The sequence below is a fragment of the Actinokineospora xionganensis genome, from assembly GCF_014323725.1.
In the GTDB taxonomy this organism is placed as follows: Bacteria; Actinomycetota; Actinomycetes; order Mycobacteriales; family Pseudonocardiaceae; genus Actinokineospora; species Actinokineospora xionganensis.
In genome coordinates this window covers 375,020-398,083 of the sequence record NZ_JABVED010000004.1, presented here as the reverse complement: position 1 = coordinate 398,083, position 23,064 = coordinate 375,020, and the positions used below count along the sequence as shown (strand labels likewise).

The following is a 23,064-nucleotide window of genomic DNA, read 5'->3' as shown; positions in this document are numbered from 1 at the left end:
TGAAACCCGGTGTCCGACTCCCGGGGGGAACCTCACTGGGGCGCTTGGGTTTCCGCTGGTCAGAGTCCTTTGTGGTCCCGACTGGCAGTGTGAGGGTCAGGAGCGGATGTGGAGCGGTGGCTATTCCCGTACTCACGTAGCCCGGCCTGAAGTGGCTTGAACGGACCTGTCGTGTGCAGAGGATTCGATGTTTGTGCAGGTCAGCGCATGATCGGGGCGCCGCTGGGGGTCAAGGGGTCGCAGGTTCAAATCCTGTCAGCCCGACGGTCATCGAAACGCCCGTCGTCCTGGAAGTTTACCCAGGTCGGCGGGCGTTTCGATATTGAACGACACTCCCGTTGTTGATCGTCCCTTGTGGACGGAAAGATCGTTCTACCGGCCAGTATGGAGCGAAACTGGAGCCGGGTCCTCCCGCGGTGCCTGTTGATCTCGTTGAGGGGTCATAGTCGATCTTCTCGATGGGTGAACTTTCCCAACCGACCCGTACTGCGGCCATTCGCCCTTGTCAGGCCCGTACGGTCAGCAATCGGTACGTCGCCGATTGACCGCCGTTGACGCCCGCAGACGCCGCCATGGGGCCGTCGCGGCCCGGACCGGGCAGTACATGCTGGTTGACCGCGATGACGCTCCGGCGGCCAGTCTGGAGACGTCCGGGCGACTGTCGATCGTCAGAGGCTGTGCGATCCGGTCGTCGTATGCTCGCTGGATGGGTGACTCTGAGCCGCGCCGGGTCAGAGTGAGTATGGAAGTTGTCGTCGAGGTGCACGACCCGGTGGCGCTGGAGAAATATGCGCTCGACAGCATCGACGCCTGCACCTTCGCCACCGACGACGGTGACAACGAAACCGCACGGCAGCAGGAACGCGCTCTGGTGATGGGCGATGCGGCTCAGGCGGTGAGCTGGATCGCCGACCCCTACGCCGCGATCTCCGACGACGCCGGTGTAGAGGCGACCGAGAGCAGCCACAACGCCGTCGAGCTCGACTCCGACCACCTACCGATCACCGACACGGATATCCCGGACTTCGCCACCCAGTTCCCGGCGTGCACGTGCAACAAAGACAGCTGCGCGGGCTGCTCGGGGCTCCAACTCACGCCCCGCACCGCGTCGGTTCTGTGGTCGTCCTGCCAACTGCGGGCCGATCTGGCCTACGAGGACGTCATCGTGTTCGGCGACGAGCCATCGGGTCGGCGACGTTTCAGCGACGTATCGCTGACGTGGGTCGCCTAGCCGGTGACGGGACCGTCAGAAGCGTGGTTGTCTGCGCTGCGTTCCGACGGGGCGGGACGAATCGACATGCGCACCTGACCTTGGGGGAACAATGCGGCTACGCCGGGTGGTGGTAGCTACCGCGGTCACGGCGGTGGTGGGTTCATCGCTGGCCGTCCTTTCGGCGAGCGTTCCTGTCGTGCCCTCACGGCAGGCGCCCGTCATGGAGGCGCCGGACACGGTTTCGGCGATGGCCGCGTCGAGGGCGCAGGGGACCAAGGTCGAGGCGGTCGATCAGCGAACGGCGACACGGACCGTGTTCGCCAATCCGCACGGAACGCTGACCGCGGAGCTCACGCCGGTCCCGGTCCGGACCAAGGTCGCGGGTGAGTGGCTGCCCATCGACACCACCGTGGTGCGCCGCTCGGACGGAACGATCGGACCCAAGGCGGCCGAGGGCGAGCTCGCGCTGTCCGGTGGCGGGTCCTCCGCGCCGCTGGCCGCGTTGCGGCGAGACGGCAAGACGCTGTCCCTGCGGTGGCCGGACGCGCTGCCCGTCCCTGTCGTCTCGGGCAACCAGGTGACCTACCGCGAGGTGTTCCCCGGCGTTGACCTGGTGATGTACGCCGACCAGGACGGCTTCCGCCAGCACCTCACGGTGAAGACCGCCCAAGCGGCGAAAAACCCGGCGCTCAAGGCGATCCGGATGCCCATCAAGGCTGACGGCCTGACCGTGGCGGTGGACGAGGACGGCGCGCTGCGCGCGCTCGACGACACGGGCGCCGAGCTGTTCAGCGCTCCGCCGTCGATCATGTGGGACTCGGCGGGGAAGCGCGCTCCGATCGGGGTGTCCGTCGCGGGCGGTGCGCTTGACCTTCGACCGGACCAGCGCTTCCTCTCCGATCCGGCGCGGCGGTTCCCGGTCGTCATCGATCCGACGTTGCGGACCCACGAGAAGACCGCCTGGGCGACCGTGCTGTCCGGCAAGCCGGACGACGAGTACTGGAACACCAGCGGCGACGGGGCGAACGCGCAGGTCGGGCAGTGCCCTCGGGACTACCCCGACAGTTACTGCAACGGCATCGGCGAAGCGCGGGCGTACTTCCAGTACGACACGGCGTTCCTCGCCGACAAGGACGTCCTGGGGATCTCGCTGGCGGGGGTTGTGGTGTCCAGCCCCGAGTGCAACGAGCCGTGGCACGACGTCTACCGCGTCGGCGGCACGCTCTGGAGCGGGATGAACTGGTGGAACAAGCTGGAGGGTGACCGCGTCGCCTCCAGCAAGGTCCCCGGCGTGCACTCCGGGTGCCCTGGCTGGAAGAACGCCGGGTTCGGCATCCCCGAGAAGGACATCAACAAGTCGGGCCCGACCGTGTACTTCCTCAAGGCCTTCGACTCGGGCGCGCAGTCCGCATGGCGGAAGTACAACCCGGCGGAGATGAAGCTGAAGGTGACGTGGAACCGGGCGCCGCACGTCCCCGGCAGCCTCACGACCGACCCGTCGCTGAAGGCCCCGTGCCACCACTGCGGCGGCATTGCGTGGGTCGGCGACGAGTGGATCACCCTGAAGGCCCACCTGACCGACCCCGACGGCGACGACCTGCGCGCGCAGTGGCGGATACACGACGGCACGGAGACCGCGTGGGACGCCGACATGAAGGTCAACGGCTCGGTCCACAGCGCGACCATTGATCTGCGGGCCCGGCACGGCAGGGCGATGAGCTGGTGGCTGCACGCCTCGGACGGCGCGACGTCCAGCGGGGCCGCCCACGGGGCGCGGTTCGGCATCGACCGGACCGACGTCACCGTGGCGCCGACCGTGGCCAGTGAGCTCTACACCGAGGACAACCGGTGGCACGGCGGCGTCGGGGTGGAGGACGAGTTCGTGTTCGGCTCCGCCGGGGTCGACGACATCGACCACTACCGCTACGGCTGGCAGGACTCGCCGACCGAGACGGTCGTCGCCGAGACGCTCGGCGGCCCCGCGCGGGTACGCCTCGCGCCGCGCGTGGACGGTCCGCAGACCCTCTACGTCCAAAGCGTGGACCGGGCGGGCAACGACAGTCCGATCCGTGCCTACCGCTTCTACGCCCGAGCCGGGAACGGCCCGCTCGCGCACTGGGCGCTGGACGCCGACGCGAAGGACAGCGCGTTCCTCGGTGACCGGCACGGCACGCTCCACGGTGGCGCGACCTACACCGCGCGGGGCGCGTCGGGGTCCGCGGTGAAGCTTGACGGCGTCGACGACCACGTGAGCGCGCCGAACACGATCCGTAACAGCGCGGGCTTCACCGTCTCGGCCTGGGTGAACCCGCAGCACGCCGGCGGCGCCAGGGCGGTGGTCAGCCAGGACGGCGCGTTGCTGCCCGGGTTCGCGCTGTGGCACCGCGCCGAGCCGGACGGCTCCAACTCGCGCTGGGTCTTCGGCGTGCCCAACTCGACGTCCGCCGACCGGGGCGTGCCGATGGCGACCTCGGCGGTCGGCATGCCGCAGCTGAACGAGTGGACGCACCTCGCCGGTGTCTACGACCCCGTGGCGAAGAACGTCAAGCTGTACGTCAACGGGACCCTGGCCGCGACGACACCGCACACCGCGGTACCGGACTGGGCGTCCGGCCCGGTGCGGATCGGACGCACGATGTGGGGTGCGAACGCGGCGGTCGACCACTGGGTGGGCGCGATCGACGACGTGCAGATCCACGACCGCGTGCTGTCGGCCGCCGACGTGTCGGCCCTGGCGGGGGCGAACAACGTCCAGGTCGCGCACTGGAAGTTCGACGAGACCGAGGGCTCGACCGCGCGCAACTCCGTCGAGGGCGGGGCGGACGCCGTGCTGGCGAACGGGGCCGCGTTCACCACGGGCGGGGCGGTGAAGGGCGGACTCCGGCTGGACGGGATCGACGACGTCGCGTCGACGAGCGGACCGCTGCTGCGCACCGACCAGAGCTTCTCCGTCGCGGCGCAGGTCAAGCTCGACCGGGCGGACGGCGGCACGTACACCGTGCTCAGCCAGGGCGGCGATCGGATCTGCTCGTTCTGCCTGCAGTACCAGAACGGCAAGTGGGTCTTCGTCTTCCCGCAGTCGGACGCGGACAGCCCGACCGGGTACAACTGGGTCGGCACGTCGACCCAGCCACCCGCCGGGGTGTGGACCCATCTGGCGGGCACCTACGACATGGGCGACAAGAAGATCCGGCTGTACGTGGACGGCGAGCTGATCGGGGAGACCACGCGCGTCACGCCGTGGCAGGCGAGGAACGCCTTCCGCATCGGGCGGGCCACCGCGGGCGGCGCCCCGACGGGCTGGTTCCCCGGCGTCATCGACGAGGTCCGCGCCTACAACCGGGCGATCTCACAGGACGAGGTCCGCGGCCTGGTGAGCCGCGACAACGTCACCGCGGGCACCTGGAAGCTCGACGGCAACACCGACGACGTCAACGGCAGGCTCGACGCGACAGCCGGGGGTGGCGCGGACTGGACGTCCGGGCAGACCAGCATGCCCGACCCGGTGGACCTGGCGGTGCGGCTCAACGGGACGACCGGCTACCTCGCCACCGGGCAGAGCGTGGTCGACACCGACAAGAGCTTCGCCGTGACCGCGTGGGCGAAGGTGGACAAGGTCACCGGGGCCCACACCGTCGTGTCCCAGCAGGGGCAGGTCGTCAGCGGGTTCGACCTCGGCGTGCTGCCCGACGGCCGGTGGGACTTCACCGTGGCGAGGACCGACGAGACGGGCGCGTCGGACCACGTGGCAGGCGGCCGTGCCCAGCCGGGCGTCTGGGCGCACCTCGCGGGCGTGTACAGCAAGAGCAGGCAGCGGATCGAGCTGTACGTGAACGGCGCTCTGGTCGCCTCGCAGGCGCACCTCGACGGCGTGGATATCGACGGGCCGATGCAGATCGGCCGCGCGAAGCGGGAGGGCAACGAGAACACCGGGTTCTTCCCCGGCGCGATCGACGACGTCTCGGTCTACAGCCGGGCCCTGCTGGCCACGGAGATCCAGGCGATGGCCGGGCGCGACCAGAACCTGGCGCACAACTGGACCCTCGACGAGGGCGGCGGGACCACAAGCGGCGACACCGTGGGTGCCCGGCCGGTGACCCTGACCGGCGGCGCGAGCTTCACCCGCGGCCGGGTCGGCAACGCGGTCGCGCTCGACGGGGTCGACGACGTCGCCTCCACCACGGGCGTGGACCTGCGCACCGACGCGAGCTTCAGCGTGTCCGCGTGGGTCCGTCTGGAGGGCAACGGCTGCGACATCGACGCCACGCCGCGGTGCGTGGTCAGCGCGGTCTCCCAGGACGGCGGCGGCACCCGGCCGTCGAGCAAGTTCCGGCTCGGCCACATCGAGGACGACGAGGGCCACGACGGGAACTGGGTCTTCGAGATGGCCGAGGAGGACGGCACGATCACCGAAGCCGCCTTCGAGGTCGTCCCCGGCCAGCTGAACTCGTGGGTGCACCTGACCGGGACCTACGACGCCACGGCGAAAGCGCTCTACCTGTACGTCAACGGGGTCCGCAAGGACGACGGCACTCTGCTCGGCCCCTGGCACGCCGACGGCGGGCTGCAGATCGGCCGCGGCAGGCAGGCCGGTGCGGACAACGGCTTCTGGAAGGGCTCGGTAGACGACGTCCGGATGTACGGCGGCGCGTTGAGCGCGGACCGGGTTTCCGCGCTGTACCGCGGCTATCCCGCTGCCCAAGGATCGACGACGCTGCCCGTCGCGAACAAGGGTCACTGGAAGTTCGACGAGACCACCGGCACCGCGGCAGGCGATTCCAGCGGGCGCGGGTTGACCGCGACGCTCCAGGGCGGCGCAGGCTGGCGCCCAGGGCGGAACGGGAACACCGGCTGGTTCGACGGCGTCGGCGGCTACGCCGAAACCGCGGGGCCGGTGGTCGACACCAGCCTGAGCTTCTCTGTGGCCGCCTGGGCGTACCTGAAGGAGGGCACCCGTTACGCGACCGTGTTCGGGCAGGACGCGGGTCAGGTGAGCGGATTCCACGTGCAGTACGACCACGGCTCGAAGACCTGGGGCGTGGTGGTGCCGAAGGCCGACCAGAACGATCCGGACCTGAGCGTCGTGCTGTCCACCGAGCCCGCGAACGTGGGTGGCTGGTCGCACCTGGTGATGGTGTACGACGCCGGGCTGCGGGAGGTGCGCCTGTACGTCAACGGTGCGCTGTCGGGAATGCGGGACGGCATCACGATCCGGCCATCCGCCGGGAAGTTCGCCATCGGCCGTTGTCGGTGGAACGGCGCCAACACCTGCCACTACCCGGGCGGGGTCGACGACGTCCGGGCCTACGGCACGGCGCTCTCCGACGGCGAGGTCCGGCGGCTCCACGACGACGTCCCGCCACAGTCGCACGGCTACTGGCGGTTCGACGACGGCACCGCGCGCGACTACTCGTGGGCGCAGAACGCGATGACGGTGACCGGGACCGCGACTTATCCCGACGGGATAACCGGCAAGGCGCTGCAACTCGACGGCAGTTCTTCCGCGGCGGCGCCGCGGCCTGCGGCGAGCATGCTGGACAGCTTCACGGTCGCCGCGTGGGCCAAGCTCTCGCGGACGGACCGGGTGGCCACCGTGCTGGGCCAGGACGGCGGCAGGCACAGCGGGTTCGTCCTGCAGTACCGGCCGGAGGTCAACCGGTGGATCTTCGGCGCGGCGCGGGAGGATTCGGCCGCCGCGGACCACACGCCGCTGGTTTACGCGAACTCGTCACAGCCGCCTGTGGTGAACACCTGGACGCACTTGGCCGGGGTGTACGACTACCCGGCGAGGCAGCTGCGGTTGTACGTCAACGGGGAACACGTCGGCACCAAGGACAACGTGCTGCTGTGGACCGCCTGGGGCGGTTTCACCATCGGCCGGGGCAAGGCCAACGGCGTCCCGGCGGGGTTCTTCTCCGGCCTCATCGACGAGGTCACCGCCGATCTGGGCGCGGTGTCCGAGGATGAGCTCCGCAAGCGCGCGGGCTGGCCGGAGCCCCCGGGAGGCCAACTGGCCCGGTTCATCCGGACCGGCGGCGACCACCGGACCGTGCTGCTGGGCGGCGACTTCTACAGCAAGGCGGGCGGTCTGCCGCCGGGGTACCGGTTCGAGAAGTCGCTCGGCATGATGCTGCCTTCGGCGCGCCCGGGAACGCAGCGGGTCTACAGCTGCTCGGCCGGGAACACCGACGCCTTCACCTCGACCGACCCGTCCTGCGAGGGCGCGACGAAGCTCGGGGACCTCGGCTGGGTGTACACCCAGAAGCCGACGGGCGTGGCGACGGTCCCGCTGTACCGGTGCCTGCACAACGGTGAGAAGTTCGACACCTACCTGCCCGACTGCGAAGGCCAGCCGGTGGACGTCCTGATCGGCCACGTGCTCGCCTACGCGCCCCTCGCGCGGTATTACCACCCGCGGATCGGCGAGCACGACGTCACGACCAGGGGCACCCCGCCCGGCTACCGCTTCGAGGGGACGTTCGGCCTGCTGGCGATGTCGAACGAGCCGGGCACCCAGCTCGTCAAGTCCTGTGTGGACGGCACCGACCGGTTCCTGTCCCTGGACCCGGCCTGCGGCGGGAAGACCGTGTTCCGGGACGTGGGCTACATCTGGACGCAACCGCCTGCCGGGCTGACCAGCATGCCGGTGTACCAGTGCGCGTTGCAGACCGGCCCGTCGGCGGGTCAGCTGTTCGTCTCCGCCGATGCGGACTGCGAAGGCCAGACCGTGCGTGGGCAGTTGGGCCATGTACTCCGCGCGGCGCCTGCCGCGGCATGAGGCGTAAGGGGACGGTTGTGCGGAGGACTTCGAGCATGAGAACGCGTCGTGCTGTCGTGTTGCTGATCGCGGGTCAGCTCATGGCGTCGTTGCTGACAGTGGTGGCGGCGCCGCCGGCGAGTGCGGCGGGCGGACCGTCGACCGGGCTGGACACGGTTCCGTCGACCCCGGTGCAGAAGCAGGAACGGGTGGCCCCCGGTGCGGATCAGGCCGCCGCGAACCAGCTGTCCGGCGACCAACCGGCCCGCACCGACAAGGAAGGCGCCGGGACGGCCGAGGCGACGTCGTTGTCGCCGTCGGCGACCTGGGCGGTCTCCGCGCACACCGGCGACTTCACCTGGTCGTACCCGATGCGGGTGCCGCCCGCGGCGGGCGGCCTCGAACCGGACCTGGGGCTGAGCTACCGGTCCTCCGCCGTCGACGGGCGGACCAGCGTCACCAACAACCAGCCGACCTGGGTCGGTGACGGCTGGGACCTCTCGGCCGGATTCGTCGAGCGGACCTACGGCGGGTGCGCCGCGGACACCGAGGGCGGGACCACCCCGCCCAAGACCGGCGACCTGTGCTGGCGCAGCGACAACGCGGTCGCGTCCTACGCGGGCGGTGGCGGCATGCTGATCCGCGACGACGCCGGCGGGCAGTGGCGGGCGCGCGGCGACGACGGCTCCCGGATCGAGCGGTTCACCGGCGCGGGCAACGGCGACGACGACGGCGAGCACTGGCGCGTCACCACCGTCGACGGCACGCAGTACTGGTTCGGCTCCCAGCCGGACGCGCGGTCGACGTGGACGGTCCCGGTGTTCGGCGACGACGCCAACGAGCCGTGCCACGGCGCGACGTTCGACGCCTCCCACTGCGTGCAGGCGTACCGGTGGAACCTGGACAAGGTCGTCGACCGCAACGGCAACGTCATGCGGTACTTCTACGAGACCGAGACCAACTCCTACGGGATGAACCTCAAGGACGCCGCGGTGCCCTACGTCCGCGGCGGGAGCCTGGCCCGGATCGACTACGGCATGCGGGCGGACCTGACCACGCCGAGCGGCCGGGTCGTGTTCAGCCCGGCGGACCGGTGCGTCCCCGGCAGCGCGTGCACGTCCGACAAGCCGGACAACTGGCCGGATGTCCCCTGGGACCGCAAGTGCGACACCGCGACGTGCGCGGGCAAGCACTCGCCGTCGTTCTGGACGACCAAGCGGCTCGCGTCGGTGACCACCCAGGTCCTGCGCGGGACGGTCTACACCGACGTCGACCGCTGGGAACTCGACCACCAGTTCCCCGACCCCGGTGACGGGGAGAAGGCCGCGCTGTGGCTCAAGGGCGTCAAGCACACCGGTCTGGTCGGCGGGAGCGCCGAGATGCCGTCGGTGACCTTCCAGGGCAAAGCGCTGCACAACCGGGTGGTGACGGCCGGCGACGGCGTCGCGGAGCTGATCCGGTACCGGGTGAACGGCATCGTCTCCGAGACCGGTGGCGTGATCTCGGTGGAGTACCGGTCGCAGTGCGCGGCGGGCGGCCCGATGCCCGCCGGCCCGGAGACCAACACTCTGAACTGCTTCCCGGTGCGCTGGGCCAAGAAGAACTTCGCCGAACGCACGGACTGGTTCCACAAGTACGTGGTCGCGCGGGTCAGCCAGTCCGATCGGCTGAGGGTGCAGGGCAGCACCACGTCGACGTTCGTCGACCAGGTCGTCTCCTACGAGTACCTGGACGGCGCCGCCTGGCACTGGGACAGCTCGGAGTTCACCAAGGAGGACAAGAAGACCTGGAACGAGTTCCGCGGCTTCGGCCGGGTGCGCATCAGGTCCGGCGCCCCGGACGACCCCGCGGGTCCGGTCACCATGACCGAGCAGCGCTTCTACCGCGGGATGGACGGCGACAAGCTGCCGTCCGGGACGCGCCAGGCGACCGTGACCGACTCCGAAGGGGGAGTGCGGACCGACGCGGACTGGCTGAGCGGCTTCGGCTTCGAGTCCGCTTCCTTCGAGCGGGAAGCCCCGTCGGACCAGCCGGACCCGGCGCGGATCAGCAAGTCGATCACCGACCCCGCCGTCCACGGGCCGACGGCGACCCGGGGCTCGTTGCGCGCCTACCAGGTCAACGTCGGCGCGCAGCGGGACTTCACCGCGCTCTCGTCCGGCGGATGGCGGACGACGAAGACCGAGACGGTCTACGACGACCGCGGCCAGCCGATCCGGGTGAACGACCTCGGCGACCTGTCCACGGCGGATGACGACCGGTGCACGCGGACCGAGTACGCCCGCGACACCGACAAGTGGCTGCTCAACCTGGCCGGGCAGATCAGCACCGTCTCCGTCGCCTGCGGGGCGACGCCCGCCTACCCGGCCGACGCGTTGGCCGACAAGCGCCACACCTTCGACGCCGAGGGGAACCTGACGAAGACCGAGGTCGCCAAGCACCACCCGGCCGAGGGACCGGAGTACGTCGTCACGGCCACGGCGGCCTACGACGTCCACGGGCGGACCGTCTCGGCCACGGACGCGCTGGGCCGCACGACCACGACCGCGTTCGTCCCGGTGACCGGTGGCCCGGTGACCCAGACGGTGAGCACCACCCCGCCCACCGCGGCCGTCGAGACCGGCCTGGTCACGACGACCACCGTGGAACCGGCGTGGGGTCTGCCGACCCAGATCAGCGATCCCAACAAGCGCAGGACCGACGTGTCCTACGACCCCCTCGGCCGCAAGAGCAGGATCTGGCTGCCAAACCGGTCCAAGACGAGCTACCCGAACTCGCCGAGCGCCCGCCACGAGTACCTGGTCCGGGCGGACGCGCCGACTGTGGTGACCACGACGAAGATCGGCCCGAGGGGATCGGCGATCACCAGCGCGGTCGTCTACGACGGGCTGCTCCGGGAGCGGCAGGCCCAGGCGCCCGCGATGGGCGGCGGCAGGCTGCTCACCGACACCCGCTACGACACCCAGGGCCGGGCGTGGAAGTCCACGCAACCGTACTTCCAGGACGCGGCCGTCGACACGGACCTGTGGGTGGCGGCGGACACCGACGTCCCCGGCCACACGCGGACCCTGCACGACGGCGCAGGACGGGCGGTGGCGTCGGTCTACTACGCGGGCGCGCACGAGAAGTGGCGGACCACCACGGCCTACGGCGGCGACCGGGTCCACGTGACGCCGCCGTCGGGCGGGATCGCGACGACCACGATCACCGACGCGCAGGGGAGGACGACCGAGCTGCGGCAGCACCACGGCCCGGCCGCAGGCGGCGGGTTCGACGCGACGCTGTACACGTACACGAAGGCCGGGCTGCTGGAGACCGTGCGGGACCCGTCCGGCGCCCTCTGGCGCAACGGGTACGACTTCCTCGGCCGCCTGACCAAGCGCGAGGACCCGGACACCGGCACGTCGCTGATGACCTACGACGAGCTGGGCAGGCTCAGCACGGTCCGGGACGCCCGCGACGGCACCGTGGCGTACGCCTACGACGCGCTGGGGCGCAAGACCGGCAAGTTCGTCGGCGAGGTCGGCGGCACGAAGCTGGCCGAGTGGACGTACGACACCGTCACCAGGGGCAAGGGCAAGCCCGCGGTCTCCACGGCGTGGGTCGACGGAAAGGCGTACTCGAGCGCTGTCCTTTCCTATGATCCGCTGTACCAGGCGACCGGCACGTCGGTCACGATCCCGGCCGAGGAGGGACTCCTCGCCGGGACCTACAACAGCTATGCCGGGTATAACCCCGATGGCAGCCTCTCCAGCCGGTCGTACGCCGCGGCGGGAGAGCTGCCCGAGGAGACGGTCAACTACGTCCACCACGACCTCGGGCCGGTGAAGTCCAGTTCCGGTGGGTTCAACGGGGTGACCACTGAGCACGTCACCGACACCGAGTACACGCGGTACGGCGAGGTGGCCCGGCTCCAGCTCGGCAGCGGGGCGAAACGCGCGTGGCTGTCGCACTACTACGACAGCGGCACGCGGCGCCTGACGAGGACCGTCGTGGACGCCGAACTGCCCTCGCCGATGCAGTCCGACGTCCGCTACACCTACACGCCCGCGGGCACGATCACCTCGATCGCCGATCTGCGCCCGTCCGCCGTGGACGTGCAGTGCTTCGGGATGGACCAGCTGGGCAGGATCACCGACGCGTGGACACCGGGAGCGGCGACCTGGTCGGCGGGCCAGGGCTGCCAGGAGGCACCCAGCGTCGACGGCCTGGCCGGGCCCGCGCCGTACTGGCACTCCTACACCTACGACAACGCGGGGAACCGCAAGACCGAGACCGTGCACGCGGCGGCGGGGAACACCGTGCGCACCTACACCGGCGGCGTGGCGGACCACGCGCACGCGCTCGGGTCGGTGACCGCGACCGGTCCGGGCGCGACCGGCCCGGTCAACTACGCCTACGACGCGTCGGGGAACCTCGCCAGCCGGACGTCCGGCGGGGTGACCAGGAAGCTCGACTGGGACGCCACCGGCAAGCTGGCGAAGGTGACCGAGGGCGGCAAGATGACGTCGTTCGTCTACGACGCCGCCGGGTCCAGGCTGATCCGGCGGGACCCGGGCGGGACGACGCTGTACCTGGACGGCCAGGAGATCCGGGTGGCGGGCGCGGGCGGCAACCCGACCGCGACGCGGTACTACAAGCACGGCGGCAAGACCGTCGCCATGCGGCAAGGCACTGGTCAGTTGACCTGGCTGGCGGGCGACCACCAGGGGACCTCGCAGATCGCCGTCGAGTCGCAGTCGCAGGAGGTCGTCCAGCGCCGCCAGCTGCCGTTCGGCGGTGCGCGGGGTACGGCAGGCGCGTTCCCCGGTGAGCGCGGCTTCGTCGGCGGCACGACGGATGCCAGCACCGGGTTCACGCACCTGGGCGCCCGCGAGTACGACCCCGAGACCGGCCGGTTCATCTCCGTCGACCCGGTGCTGGACCTGACGGACGCGCAACAGCTCAACGGGTACACCTACAGCAACAACAGCCCGGTGACCCGCAGCGACCCGTCCGGCCTGCTGTCCTGCCCCGACGGCGACTGCACCAAGGGCAAGAGCGGCTCGCGCGCACCCGCCAAGTCCGCGCCTGCGCCGCCTCCGCCCCCGCCGTCGTTCGGGGGGATGGTGGGCTCGTCCCGCACGACCAAGTACAACCCGAAGCTCTACGGGAACCTGGGGTTGTCCAGGAGCGATCTGCAGGTCTGGCGATCGGAGCTGTCGAACCGCTCGATCCACGCGAAGAGCTGCGACGGAAACCGCATCTTCGCCCCGCAGTGCATGCAGGCGAAGGGACAGCTGGACGCGGGGAACAAAGAGATCACCCGGCTGGCGGGCCTGCCGCCCAAGAAGGGGCCGTCGCCGTCCTTCCTGGAGATGTCGAGGGCGATCACCCGGGTGCAGATCGAGCAGGAGGAGAGGTTCCTGCGCAACACCCACCTCCCCGGGCGCGACCACGGCGGCATCACGATCTCCGCCTGCACGGGTGCTGACCTCTTCGTCGGGATGGGCGCCGCCGCCGAGGTGTGCGTCGCCCGCGACCACAAGGGCTGGGGGTGGTCGGCGTCGGCGAAGAAGGGCGGTGGGCAGGTGGCCGGTTACGGCGTCGGTTTCAGCCTCAAGATCAGCGAGGGCACGATCAAGGACCTCGGTGGGACGGGGACCTGGTACAGCACCGAGGCGGGCAGGGCCACCTTCGAGGTCGCGCGCAGTTCGGAGGGACTGCTCTCGGTGTCGGCGGGACCCTCGTGGGGCGCGGACCTCGCGGTGTTGGGCGGTCTTGAGGCCACGTTCGGGGAGGAGTGGGCGGTCTCCGGCTACTTCGCCGACATGAAGCTCCCGGACGGGATGTTCGAACCGGTGGTCGGGCCGCAAGGGCAGTACCTAGGTCCGTCGCTGAGCGCCCGCTGAGCACACCAGGTGGCCGCGGGCCCGCGGCCACCTGGTTCGGCGACGCCCCGCTACACCGACGGCCCGTCCGTCGAGCACTCGGACGCAGGCGGCACCTCCACCAGCCCGCCGAGGCGGCGCAGCAGGCTGAGCGCCTCCCTGGCCCTGGACTCGGCGAGGCGGTGCCCGGTGGCGACCTGCACGCGCACCGCGGCCTCGGCCAGCGCCGGGTCGGCGGTGATCAGTGCGAGGGCCGTCATCGCGTTGCCGCGCTGGATCCGGCGGTCCGCGGCCTCGGCGGCGGCGAGGGCGGCGCGGGCGTGCCACTCGGCTTGGGGGAGGACGTCGAGGTGGCGGTAGGACACCGCCAGGCCGATGCGGGCCTCGCCCGTCAGCCTGCCGTGCTCGTCGGCGCCGAGCAGGGCCAGCGCCTCGGTGAACCGGGCGACCGCGTCGGCGTGGTGGTCGGTGAGCTGGTCGACGGTGCCCGCCACGATGAGCGCCTCGACGAGCAGCCTGGTCACCTCCAGCGACCGGGCGGCCACTAGCGCCTCGCCGACCGCCCGGGCGGCGGGCTCGGCGCGACCGGCGTCGCGGTGCGCGGACGCGAGGTGCACCAGCGTCTCCGCGGCATCCACTGTGGACCCCAGGTGGCGGAACGCGTCGAGCGCCTCCAGCAGGTGTGCCTCGGCGTCGGCGAGGTCGCCCGCGGCCAGCAGCGCCTGCCCGAGATTCGAGCGGGCGGTGGCGGCGGCGTGCGGCGAGATGATGCGTTCGCACAGCCGCAGCGCCGCCTCGCTGCTGTGGCGGGCCTGTGCCAGCTCGCCGAGCTCCAACTGGGCGCCTGCGAGGTTGATCATGCCGTTGGCCTCGACGAAGTCCTGCCCGGTCCGCTTGCCGTGCGCCACGGCCTCGGTGAACAGCCGGGCCGCGCCGCGGGTGTCGCCGACTTCCAGGCGCACGATGCCGAGGTTGCTCAGTGCCGCGCCCTCGATGAGGGCCAGGCCCGCTTCCCGGCTGCCCGCGAGGGCGAGTTCCATCTCGGCCAGCGCCTCGGTGTGCCTGCCCAGCGTCCACGCCAGGATGCCGAGGCTCATCCGCATGGCCGCCTGGGCGCCGATGTCGCCCGCGCGGGTCGCGGCGGCGAGCGCGGCGCGGGCGGACGCGCCCCACTGGGAGGTGGTGCTGCGCGAGTAGAGGTAGCCGCGCAGCGCGTCGGTCAGGTGCCAGGCGTGCGACGGCAGCCCGAGGGAGTCGGCGGCGGCGATCGCGGCGAACAGGGTGGCGTGCTCGTCGTCGAGGAAGTCGCGGGCGGCCGTGGCCGAGGCGAACGCGGTGCGCGGGTGCGGCCGGGCCAGCCGGGACAGGTCTGGGTAGAGCACGTTGCCCGCGCCGTCGGCGGTGTCGAGGTAGTGGTCGAACAGCCTGTGCGCGGCGGCCGCCCGCTCCGCGTGCGGTTCGTCGCGGTGCGCCCGTTCGGCGGCGTAGATGCGCATGAGGTCGTGGAATTGGTAGCGGCCGGGGTCGCGCTCGCCGACGAGGTGACGGGCGCTGAGGCGTTCCAGCAGATCGCGGGCGTCGGTCTCGGCGGTGTTCAGCAGGGCGGCGGCGACGGGCGCGCCGAAGGTCTCCCCGGGCACCACGCCCAGCAACCGGAACAGTCGCCGCTCCGTTGGGCACAGGTCGGTGTAGGACAGGTCGAAGGTGGCGCGCACGGCGGCCTGCGGGTCGCCTGCGACCGCGAGCCTGCCGAGCCGGTCACCGGCCCGTAGCTCGGCCAGGTAGCGCTCGACGCGCCCACCGCCTTCGAGGTTGGCCGCGGCCAAGCGCAGCGCCAGCGGCAGATACCCGCACAGCCGGGCGATCTCGGCGAGGGCGTCGCCGCCCGCGGTGCGGACCCCGACGAGGTCGGCGAACAGGTCGTGCGCCTCGTCGGGGCGCAGCACGTCGAGGTTGACGACGCGGGCGTCGTTGAGCGCGGCCAGCCCGCCGAGGTGGACACGGCTGGTGGTCAGCACGGCGCAGCCGGGCGTGCCGGGCAGCAGCGGGCGGACCTGCGCGGCTGAGGCGGCGTCGTCGAGCAGCAGCAGCACCCGGCGGTCGGCGAGCTGGGCGCGCAGCTGGGCGGCGCGCGCTTGCGCCGAGTCGGGCAGCTCGGCGCGGTCGACCCCGGCGGCGTGCAGCAGCTCGGCGAGCAGTTCACCGGACTCAGCACCGCTGAGCCGCAGGTACCACTGGCCGTCGGGGAACGCGGACCGCACCCGGTGGGCGACCCGCACCGCCAGCGCCGTCTTGCCGACGCCGGGTGGACCGCAGATCGCCGCGATCGGCACCCGACCGACCGAGCGCGGCCCGGTCAGCGTCTCGAACAGGTCTTCGGTCAGTTCGGCGCGGCCCGCGTAAGCGCCCACGTCGAGTGGCAACGTGCAGCGAGGCACCCACCGCCGGGCTGCCCGCGCAGGCCGCTCGACCGGCACGTCGGCGCCGGTCAGCAGGCGCTGCTGCAGGTCCCGCAGACGCTGTCCCGGCTCGATGCCCAGGTCCTCGCGCAGCCGCGCGTGCACGGCGCGGTAGGCGGCCAGCGCCTCGGCCTGCCTGCCCGCACGGTGCAGCGCGAGCATCAGCTGGCCCCAGAAGCGCTCCCGCAGCGGGTGCTCGGCGGTGAGCCCGCGCAGCTCGCCGACCACCTCGGCGTGCCCGCCGCGAGCCAGCTCGGCGTCGATGACCCGTTCCAGCAGGCGCAACCGCTCCTCCTCCAGCGGCACCACCGCGGCCCCGCGCAGCGTTTCGGAAGGCACGTCGCTGAGCATGGGGCCGCGCCACATCGCCAAGGCGTGGCGCAACAGGGAGATCTCCTCGGCGCCCTCGGCGCGGTCGGCGTCGGCCACGGCGGCCCGCATCCGGTGCAGGTCGAGGCTGCCGGGCTCGACGGTGATCGCGTAGCCGTCGCGCTGGGTGGTGATCATGTCAGCGGCGTCCAAGGCCTGCCGCAGCCGCATCACGTAGGTCTGCACGGTGCGGCGCGCGCCCACAGGCGGCGCGCCCGTCCACAGGTAGTGGATCAGCTCCGGGAGGGAGACCACCTGACCGGCCCGCAGCAGCAGAGCGGCCAGGACGATCCGGTGTTTGCCCGCGGGCAGCGGCACCGCCCGGTCGCCCGAGCGCACTTCGAGCGCGCCGAGCACTCGGAACTCCACTGTCGACGACCCCCGACCCGCTCGATGGCGGCCGCACGCCGCGCAACCCGGCCAGCATTCCTGGCAGGCCGAGTTTAGTCCGTCAGAGTCGAGCCAGCTCCTGGGCAGGCTCGCGCGAGGTGTCGGACCTGTGGGACCGGCCGGGGGAGCGAGGTTCGGCGGAATCGGGCGCCTGATTCAGCACATCGTCGCCGAAGCGGCGCCTGCGGCGCGGCCGAAGGCGTCGTGGTGCGGGCAACTCGCTGTGGACGACATCGCGCGGGTTTTCGGGGTGTTGTGGACGCCCTGTGGTCGCAGACGTCGTCAGGCTGCATCTGCCGCGGCGAGGGCGTTGGCGATCGCGTCGACGGCGTCCCGCGCGGCGGGTTTGAGTGGGTGCGTGTAGATCTAGGTGGTCACCGACACCGCGGAGTGGCGCAACGTCTTGCCGGCCATCGGCAACGGCACGTTGGCGCTGAGCATCGTGGGCGCGGCGAAGTGTCGTAGATCGTGGGCGCGGATTCTCGGCAGGCCCGCCTCGTCGCTGAGGCGGTGGAAGCGCCGCAGCACCTATTCAGGGCGCAGGGGTTGTCCACCGCGCCGAGTGAAGACGAGATCGCGGCCGGCTGCCTACGGGCTTGGCGCTGGAACGCATGAGCGACGCGATCTGACAGGCAGACCCAGGCGAGTCTGCTGCGGGGCTTCGGCGTTGTGAAGACCGGCGTGGTGTTGTCGATGTTCGACAGGGTGTAGCGGACCAGCAGGATTCGCTCGTCGAGATGGACGTCAGCCCAGTGCGGCGCGAGGGCTTCTCCACGGCGCATGCCGGTCCCCATGATGAGCTCGAACAGGTCGGTCAGTGGATCATCGTGCCGCTCGTCCTTCGCGAAATAGGCGGCTGCCTTCCGTGGAATCTCGTTCTGCAGCTTCATCCCGGCCACCCGCTTGCGCAGCGCGCGCACCTCGTCCTCGACGGCCGCCACGGTCATCGGTGTCGCCGATCTCAGGGGATACTCGATGAACGGGACACGGGAACATCCTTCGCCAGACCAGCGTCTGGGATCAGGGGGTGTCCGGTCCGAGGGGAACCTCAGGTGTGAGAGTTGTGCCGCTCGCACCAGTTGAGTTCAGCCAGTTCGGCTCAGGTGCGAAGGTGTCGTCATCGGTGGGCGTCGAGCCGATCGCGCCGCAGGACGGTGATTTGCCTGCGCCGCGTCGCGATCGCCCCATCGGCCCGAAGCACGCGCAGCGCTCGGGTGACGGTCTCGCGGGAAGCCGAGACGATGCCCGCGATGTCGTCTTGGCTCAGGTCGAGCGCGATCACCACCCCGTCGGTCGTTCGCCGCCCGAACCGGTCTGCGAGCTCGGCGATCACCACGGCGACCCGGGTGAGGCCCGGCCCGTCGGTGAGCTCAATCCGCCGCAGGTCGGCTGATCGGGAGCGGTCAACCGCAGTACGCCACAGCGCCGGCGCGATGCCGTTGTTCCGCGTGGCGAGATTGTTTAAGCGCCGCGCGGACAACCAGTACGCCGTAGTCGCGGTTCCCGCGACTACGTTCGCCGACCGCGGCTCGCCGTCCGCGGCCGCCATCTCGCCGAGGATGTCGCCGGGACCGCGTAGTGCGAGCACGGCGTCGCGACCTCCCGGCGTCACTGCGATGACTTTGACGAAGCCGGAGATGAGGACAAGCACCCAGCGCGCGCGGTCCCCCTGTCTCATGAGCAGGTCGCCGCGCGCCCAGGTCCGTAAATCGGCCGCGTCGCGCACCGCGTCGCGCTGTGCCTCGGTGAGCAGGTCCCAGAACACACCTGTGGCGGCTTTGGGTTCCAACCATGCCTCCCGCTGGCAAGTGTGTGATCGCTAAGGTACCGGATGTGGTCAATGAGCCGGTGCGTCGTGCGCTGTTCGCTGTCGACGTTGAGCGCTCCGGCGACGTCCGTCGCGACAATGTCGCCTGGGATGAGCTGAAGCGGGCGTTGTACCGCGCGGTACAGGTCGCGTTCGCCGCGAGCGGGATCGACCTCGCGCGGCTTCATGTCCGCGATACCGGCGACGGGATGATCGTGGAGGTGCCGGACACCGTCGACCGTCGGCACCTGCTGCACCCTCTTCTCGCCGTGCTCGGCCAAGAACTGCGCACCCACAACCTGCGGGCGAGCCAGACGGCTCAGATTCGCGTGCGGGTGGCCCTGCACGACGCCGACGTGATGCTCGACGAGTCGGGATTCCCCAATGGCCCGCACATGGTCCACCTGGCCAGGCTGCTGGACAGCGCCCGCCTGCGCGACGAGCTTAGACACGCCCCGGTCACTGCCACTGTCGCGGCGATCCTGTCCGACCGCTTCCACGGCTCGGTCGTTCGGCACGGCTACCCCGGCGTCGACGCCGAACTGTTCCACCAGGTCGAGGTGCGGGCGAAGGAGACCACGACCACGGGCTGGATCCACCTGCCGGGCCACCCGCTCCGACCGCCGCGGCGACGTCGGGCCGTCGCCGTCGCCGTTGTCGTGGTCGTGATGGCTCTGGCCATCGCGGGCGTCGTCTGGCTGGCTCGGGGCGACCAGGAAGCAGGCGGAACCCCCGAGCACCACGACACTCCGTCGGCCCACCTGCCTCCCAGTGACCCGACCACAACGGCGCCGACGACCACAGCGCCGCCTTCCTCCCGACCTACGACGGTCGTGACCACGACGCCCGTCGGGAACTGCACCGACTTGTACTTCGAGCAGGACCCGGAGATCCCGTACCCCTCCATCCACCACTTGCCCGAAGGTGCCACGGCGGAGAGAGTCAACTCAGGGCTGTCGCAGTATCCCGTCGGCGGGTTGCTCCTGCGGGACCGCAAGCCACTCGGCGCGATCAAATTCTTCTACGAGGACCCCGGAGTCGGCTTCTCCGTGATCAACGTGGTCGACGCGACCTGCACCCCGGTCCAGGCGAACTCGAGGAAGGTCGCCACCGACACCTATGTCGCGACGTTTCGCCTCGGCACGGAGGACTTCGAGCTTGTGGTCAAGCACAACGGGCTGGCGGAGGTAACCTTCCGCCGACCATGACCGGGTGCGTCATCTGACGCAGTGCGGTACCGCCCTCCGGGCGCACACTCGCCTCACTCGCGAGTTCCGAGGAGGACCACCGTGCCCAAGCGTTCCGCCCCACGACTGGAAGAGCAGTCCTGGTTGGCGACTGTTCGATCGCTGTTCTTCAACAAGGTGTCCCTGGCCGTGGCCGTCATCGCGACGGCCGCCACCGTCATCGGACTCGCGGGGCGCGATCCGGCCCCGGCGGTCGGCGGCTCCCAGTCCGCCGGATCGGGGAACGGCTGTGCCAACGTGGTCGGAACCTGCAACAACTTCCAACAACTCCGGGACGCCGCGGGTCAGGCCGGGGCGACCGCGGCCACCGACGACGACCTCCGCGGGCGGCTGCGGTCCCGATCAGACTCGAAGGCCACGCCCTCAGGCGATGGGCCGTGGGCGTTTGTGGTCGTTGATACCGCCACCGAGGGACTGTTCGCCCGGCGCGATCCCCGGGGCGCCGTCGACCTCGTGGGCACGGTGCCGAACCGACAGACGGTGTGGGCCGACTGCCAGGTCGCCGACGGTGTGGTCCCAGCGGTCGACGTGGCGAACGACGTCGGCGGGCGGTGGCTGCGGGTCCGGTGGAGACACCTGGACGCACCGTCCGTCCGGGGGATGTCGGAGCCGACCGAGACGCAGGTCGCGTGGATGTACCGAGGCTTCCTGGAGCCGCTCGGCCAGAACGGCGATCTCCGGAGCTGTTAGTGGCTCGAAATGGTCCTTCCCGGCGATGGCTGGGCGCGTCGCACAGCTGCGGGGTAGAGGGTTCAGATCCCGTCCTGTTTGGAATCGGCGCACGGTGCCTGTACCGAGATTGAGGAGAAACATGACGAAGTCAACGGCTGTGCCGGCCGGTATCACCGTGTCCGCCGCAGTGACGGGCGCCCTGCGACGGCACCTACAGGATCGTGGTGGGGGGATTCAACGACCCGGCACCGGGCATTTTCACTCGCGACGTCAGCCAGCGCGTCGGCTATTGTCCGGGATTCCTGCAGCCCCTGTCCAACAACGACGACATCGCGCTGCCATCAGCACACGCTGCCAGGTCATCAGCGTGATGGGTGCCTCTCGACCTAAGAGACCATCCGTGCCACTAAAGGGCAACCACCACATTTGCCTGGTAGTGAACCCTGCTGTCACGGATGTCGATCGGATCCGTGCCGGCACAGATGAACGCGGCCGTCGCAGGGGACATACCTTGAACCTCAAGGTTCACGGTCGTGAAATTCCGGCGATGGCGCACCGATCGGGAACCGTCACAGGACGGGCGTCGATCGCGTAACGCGTTCACGGCCTGTCGTCGGGTTGGCCCCCGACCAGGCGGAGCGCTGATCACCGTAGGAGACGCGTAATTCGTACTCACCGTGCCGTGTCAGTGGCTGCACTGCCAGATGCTCGACCTAGGAAAAGTCAACGAACCTTCGGGAGAAGCAATGACAGTTCGTACCGGATTCGACGCTCATCCAATGTCGGCAGCGGCACCGGGGCCAAGGCACGGCGCCACATTTCTCTGGCTAGAACTGACCGGCCGCTGCCAGCTCAACTGTACGCACTGCTACGCCGACAGCGGACCCTCGAAATCGCATGGCGCAATGACCACGAGTGACTGGCTGCTGCTCATCGATGACGCTGCTGAAATCGGTGTTCGCGAGATTCAGTTCATTGGCGGCGAACCGACGCTGCATCCCGCATTGCCGAACTCATCCGGCACGCGTCGTCGCGTGGGATCGCCATCGAGATTTACTCCAATCTGGTCCACATCCGCGACGGAATCTGGGACACGCTGCTCGAGTACAACGTGAGTCTGGCGACCAGCTACTACTCCGATCAGCCGGAGCAGCACAAGCTGATCACCGGAAGCGCCGTGGCACACAAACGGACCACCAAGAACATCAGCAAGGCGACCCAGCTTGGCCTTCCGGTTCGGGTCGGCATCGTGTCGGTGCTCGAGGATCAGCGGATAGAAGAAGCTCGTCGACTCCTGACCGACCTGGGAGTCGAGGATATCGAGGTCGATCATGTTCGCCGTGCCGGTCGCGCCAACGCGGACGCAGAGGTGCCGCTGGAAGAAATGTGCGGCCAATGCGCCGGCGACGTCCTGGCAATCTATCCCGACGGCGCCGTACGTCCATGTGTCTTCACCCGATCCCTCCAGGTGGGCGACGTGTTGGAGTCCAGCCTCCGACAGGTAGTCAACAGTCCGCAGCTGGCAACAGCCAGGACCGCCATCGCGACCGCGACCGCGCAAAATCAGCACCTTCACGACTCGAATTGCAATCCGAATTGCAATCCGTGCAATCCGCTGCCATCCTGGCTGCAATCCACGCTGTGCGCCTGCCACCATCTGTGGCCCACTTGGGCGGTAGATGTCGGGAAACTGACAGACCCGTCGTCAGCACCGGGCGAGCCACTAGGCCGTATGCGCACACTGCACCCACAGCGGCAGCAGTAGGAGCGTGACGACCGAGCTCTTCATCGAGCCAGATGTGCCCGGGTGCGCTGGTCGAATGGCACCATCGCGGTCAGACCTCCAGGTCGAACAGCATGTCCTGCATGTCGCCGACGAAGGCGACGAAGCGGCGCTGGTGCTGGGTGATGTCGCGGACCGACACGCCGTGCAGCGCGTAGCGGTTGATCGGGTACATGACCAGGACGTTGCTGGAGTAGGGGATCGTGGTGACTTCCTCGACGTACTGCGGGTCGATGTCGAAGCGGCTGTCGCCGTACTCCGACTTCGACGCGTAGAACTTGTGGTCGTCGCTGCGGTACTTGTAGAGCACGAGGTCGCCGCCGACCGCGTCGTCCTCCGGCAGCCGCATGTAGAACAGGCCGCCGAAGAGCCACCTGCGCTCGCCGTTGGAGGCGCGATTTGCCTGCGATCGAAGGTCGCAGTCTCCCCCCGCGCACGGTGGGTAAGGCTTCTGCTCGGAGTGGGTGGGCCGGTGGCTGGTGTGGGCTTCGTATGGG

At 70.2% G+C, this 23,064-nt stretch carries 11 protein-coding genes; 7 read left to right on the top strand and 4 right to left on the bottom strand.

Going from position 1 to position 23,064, the window contains the following annotated elements:
- The first annotated feature begins 706 nt into the window (after nt 1–706).
- The 3 genes from GPZ80_RS10375 (at nt 707) to GPZ80_RS10365 (ending at nt 13,861) form a co-directional block, all read left to right on the top strand.
- On the top strand, nt 707–1,231 hold the full coding sequence (locus GPZ80_RS10375; protein WP_187220086.1) for a hypothetical protein: 525 nt from the start codon (nt 707–709) through the stop codon (nt 1,229–1,231).
- A 178-nt stretch (nt 1,232–1,409) separates the two neighbouring features.
- Entirely contained in the window at nt 1,410–7,991 is a 6,582-nt protein-coding gene (locus GPZ80_RS10370) for a LamG domain-containing protein (RefSeq protein WP_187220085.1), read from the top strand.
- A gap of 35 nt (nt 7,992–8,026) precedes the next feature.
- The gene (locus GPZ80_RS10365) at nt 8,027–13,861 is read left to right on the top strand and encodes an RHS repeat-associated core domain-containing protein (protein ID WP_246476929.1); all 5,835 of its coding nucleotides are present in this window, start codon (nt 8,027–8,029) and stop codon (nt 13,859–13,861) included.
- 50 nt (nt 13,862–13,911) lie between these two features.
- On the opposite strand, the gene GPZ80_RS10360 is transcribed toward GPZ80_RS10365, so the two are convergent.
- The 3 genes from GPZ80_RS10360 to GPZ80_RS10350 form a co-directional block, all read right to left on the bottom strand.
- A complete protein-coding gene (locus GPZ80_RS10360; RefSeq protein ID WP_187220084.1) occupies nt 13,912–17,037 on the bottom strand; it encodes an AfsR/SARP family transcriptional regulator in 3,126 nt (1,041 codons plus the stop codon).
- Between the two features lie 387 nt (nt 17,038–17,424).
- Nucleotides 17,425–17,586, bottom strand: a complete 162-nt coding sequence (locus tag GPZ80_RS33985) for a tyrosine-type recombinase/integrase (protein WP_187220083.1) — start codon at nt 17,584–17,586, stop codon at nt 17,425–17,427.
- A gap of 589 nt (nt 17,587–18,175) precedes the next feature.
- Nucleotides 18,176–18,823: a Crp/Fnr family transcriptional regulator gene (locus GPZ80_RS10350; RefSeq protein ID WP_187220082.1), complete on the bottom strand. Its 648-nt coding sequence runs from the start codon at nt 18,821–18,823 to the stop codon at nt 18,176–18,178.
- 68 nt (nt 18,824–18,891) lie between these two features.
- Here GPZ80_RS10350 and GPZ80_RS10345 point away from each other — a divergent pair, with 68 nt between their 5' ends.
- The 4 genes from GPZ80_RS10345 to GPZ80_RS33975 all read left to right on the top strand — a co-directional run bounded on the left by GPZ80_RS10345 (nt 18,892) and on the right by GPZ80_RS33975 (nt 22,549).
- Entirely contained in the window at nt 18,892–20,073 is a 1,182-nt protein-coding gene (locus tag GPZ80_RS10345; protein WP_187220081.1) for a hypothetical protein, read from the top strand.
- A gap of 81 nt (nt 20,074–20,154) precedes the next feature.
- Nucleotides 20,155–20,802 (top strand): hypothetical protein, encoded by a 648-nt coding sequence (locus GPZ80_RS10340; RefSeq protein WP_187220080.1) that lies wholly within the window; start codon nt 20,155–20,157, stop codon nt 20,800–20,802.
- Nucleotides 20,803–21,488: 686 nt separating this feature from the next.
- Nucleotides 21,489–21,899, top strand: coding sequence for a radical SAM protein (locus tag GPZ80_RS33980; protein ID WP_376771663.1), 411 nt, complete (start codon nt 21,489–21,491; stop codon nt 21,897–21,899).
- 269 nt (nt 21,900–22,168) lie between these two features.
- Nucleotides 22,169–22,549: an SPASM domain-containing protein gene (locus GPZ80_RS33975; protein WP_376771666.1), complete on the top strand. Its 381-nt coding sequence runs from the start codon at nt 22,169–22,171 to the stop codon at nt 22,547–22,549.
- 70 nt (nt 22,550–22,619) lie between these two features.
- Here GPZ80_RS33975 and GPZ80_RS10325 read toward each other — a convergent pair whose 3' ends face one another.
- A complete protein-coding gene (locus GPZ80_RS10325) occupies nt 22,620–22,916 on the bottom strand; it encodes a hypothetical protein (RefSeq protein ID WP_222719115.1) in 297 nt (98 codons plus the stop codon).
- Between the last annotated feature and the right edge of the window lie 148 nt (nt 22,917–23,064).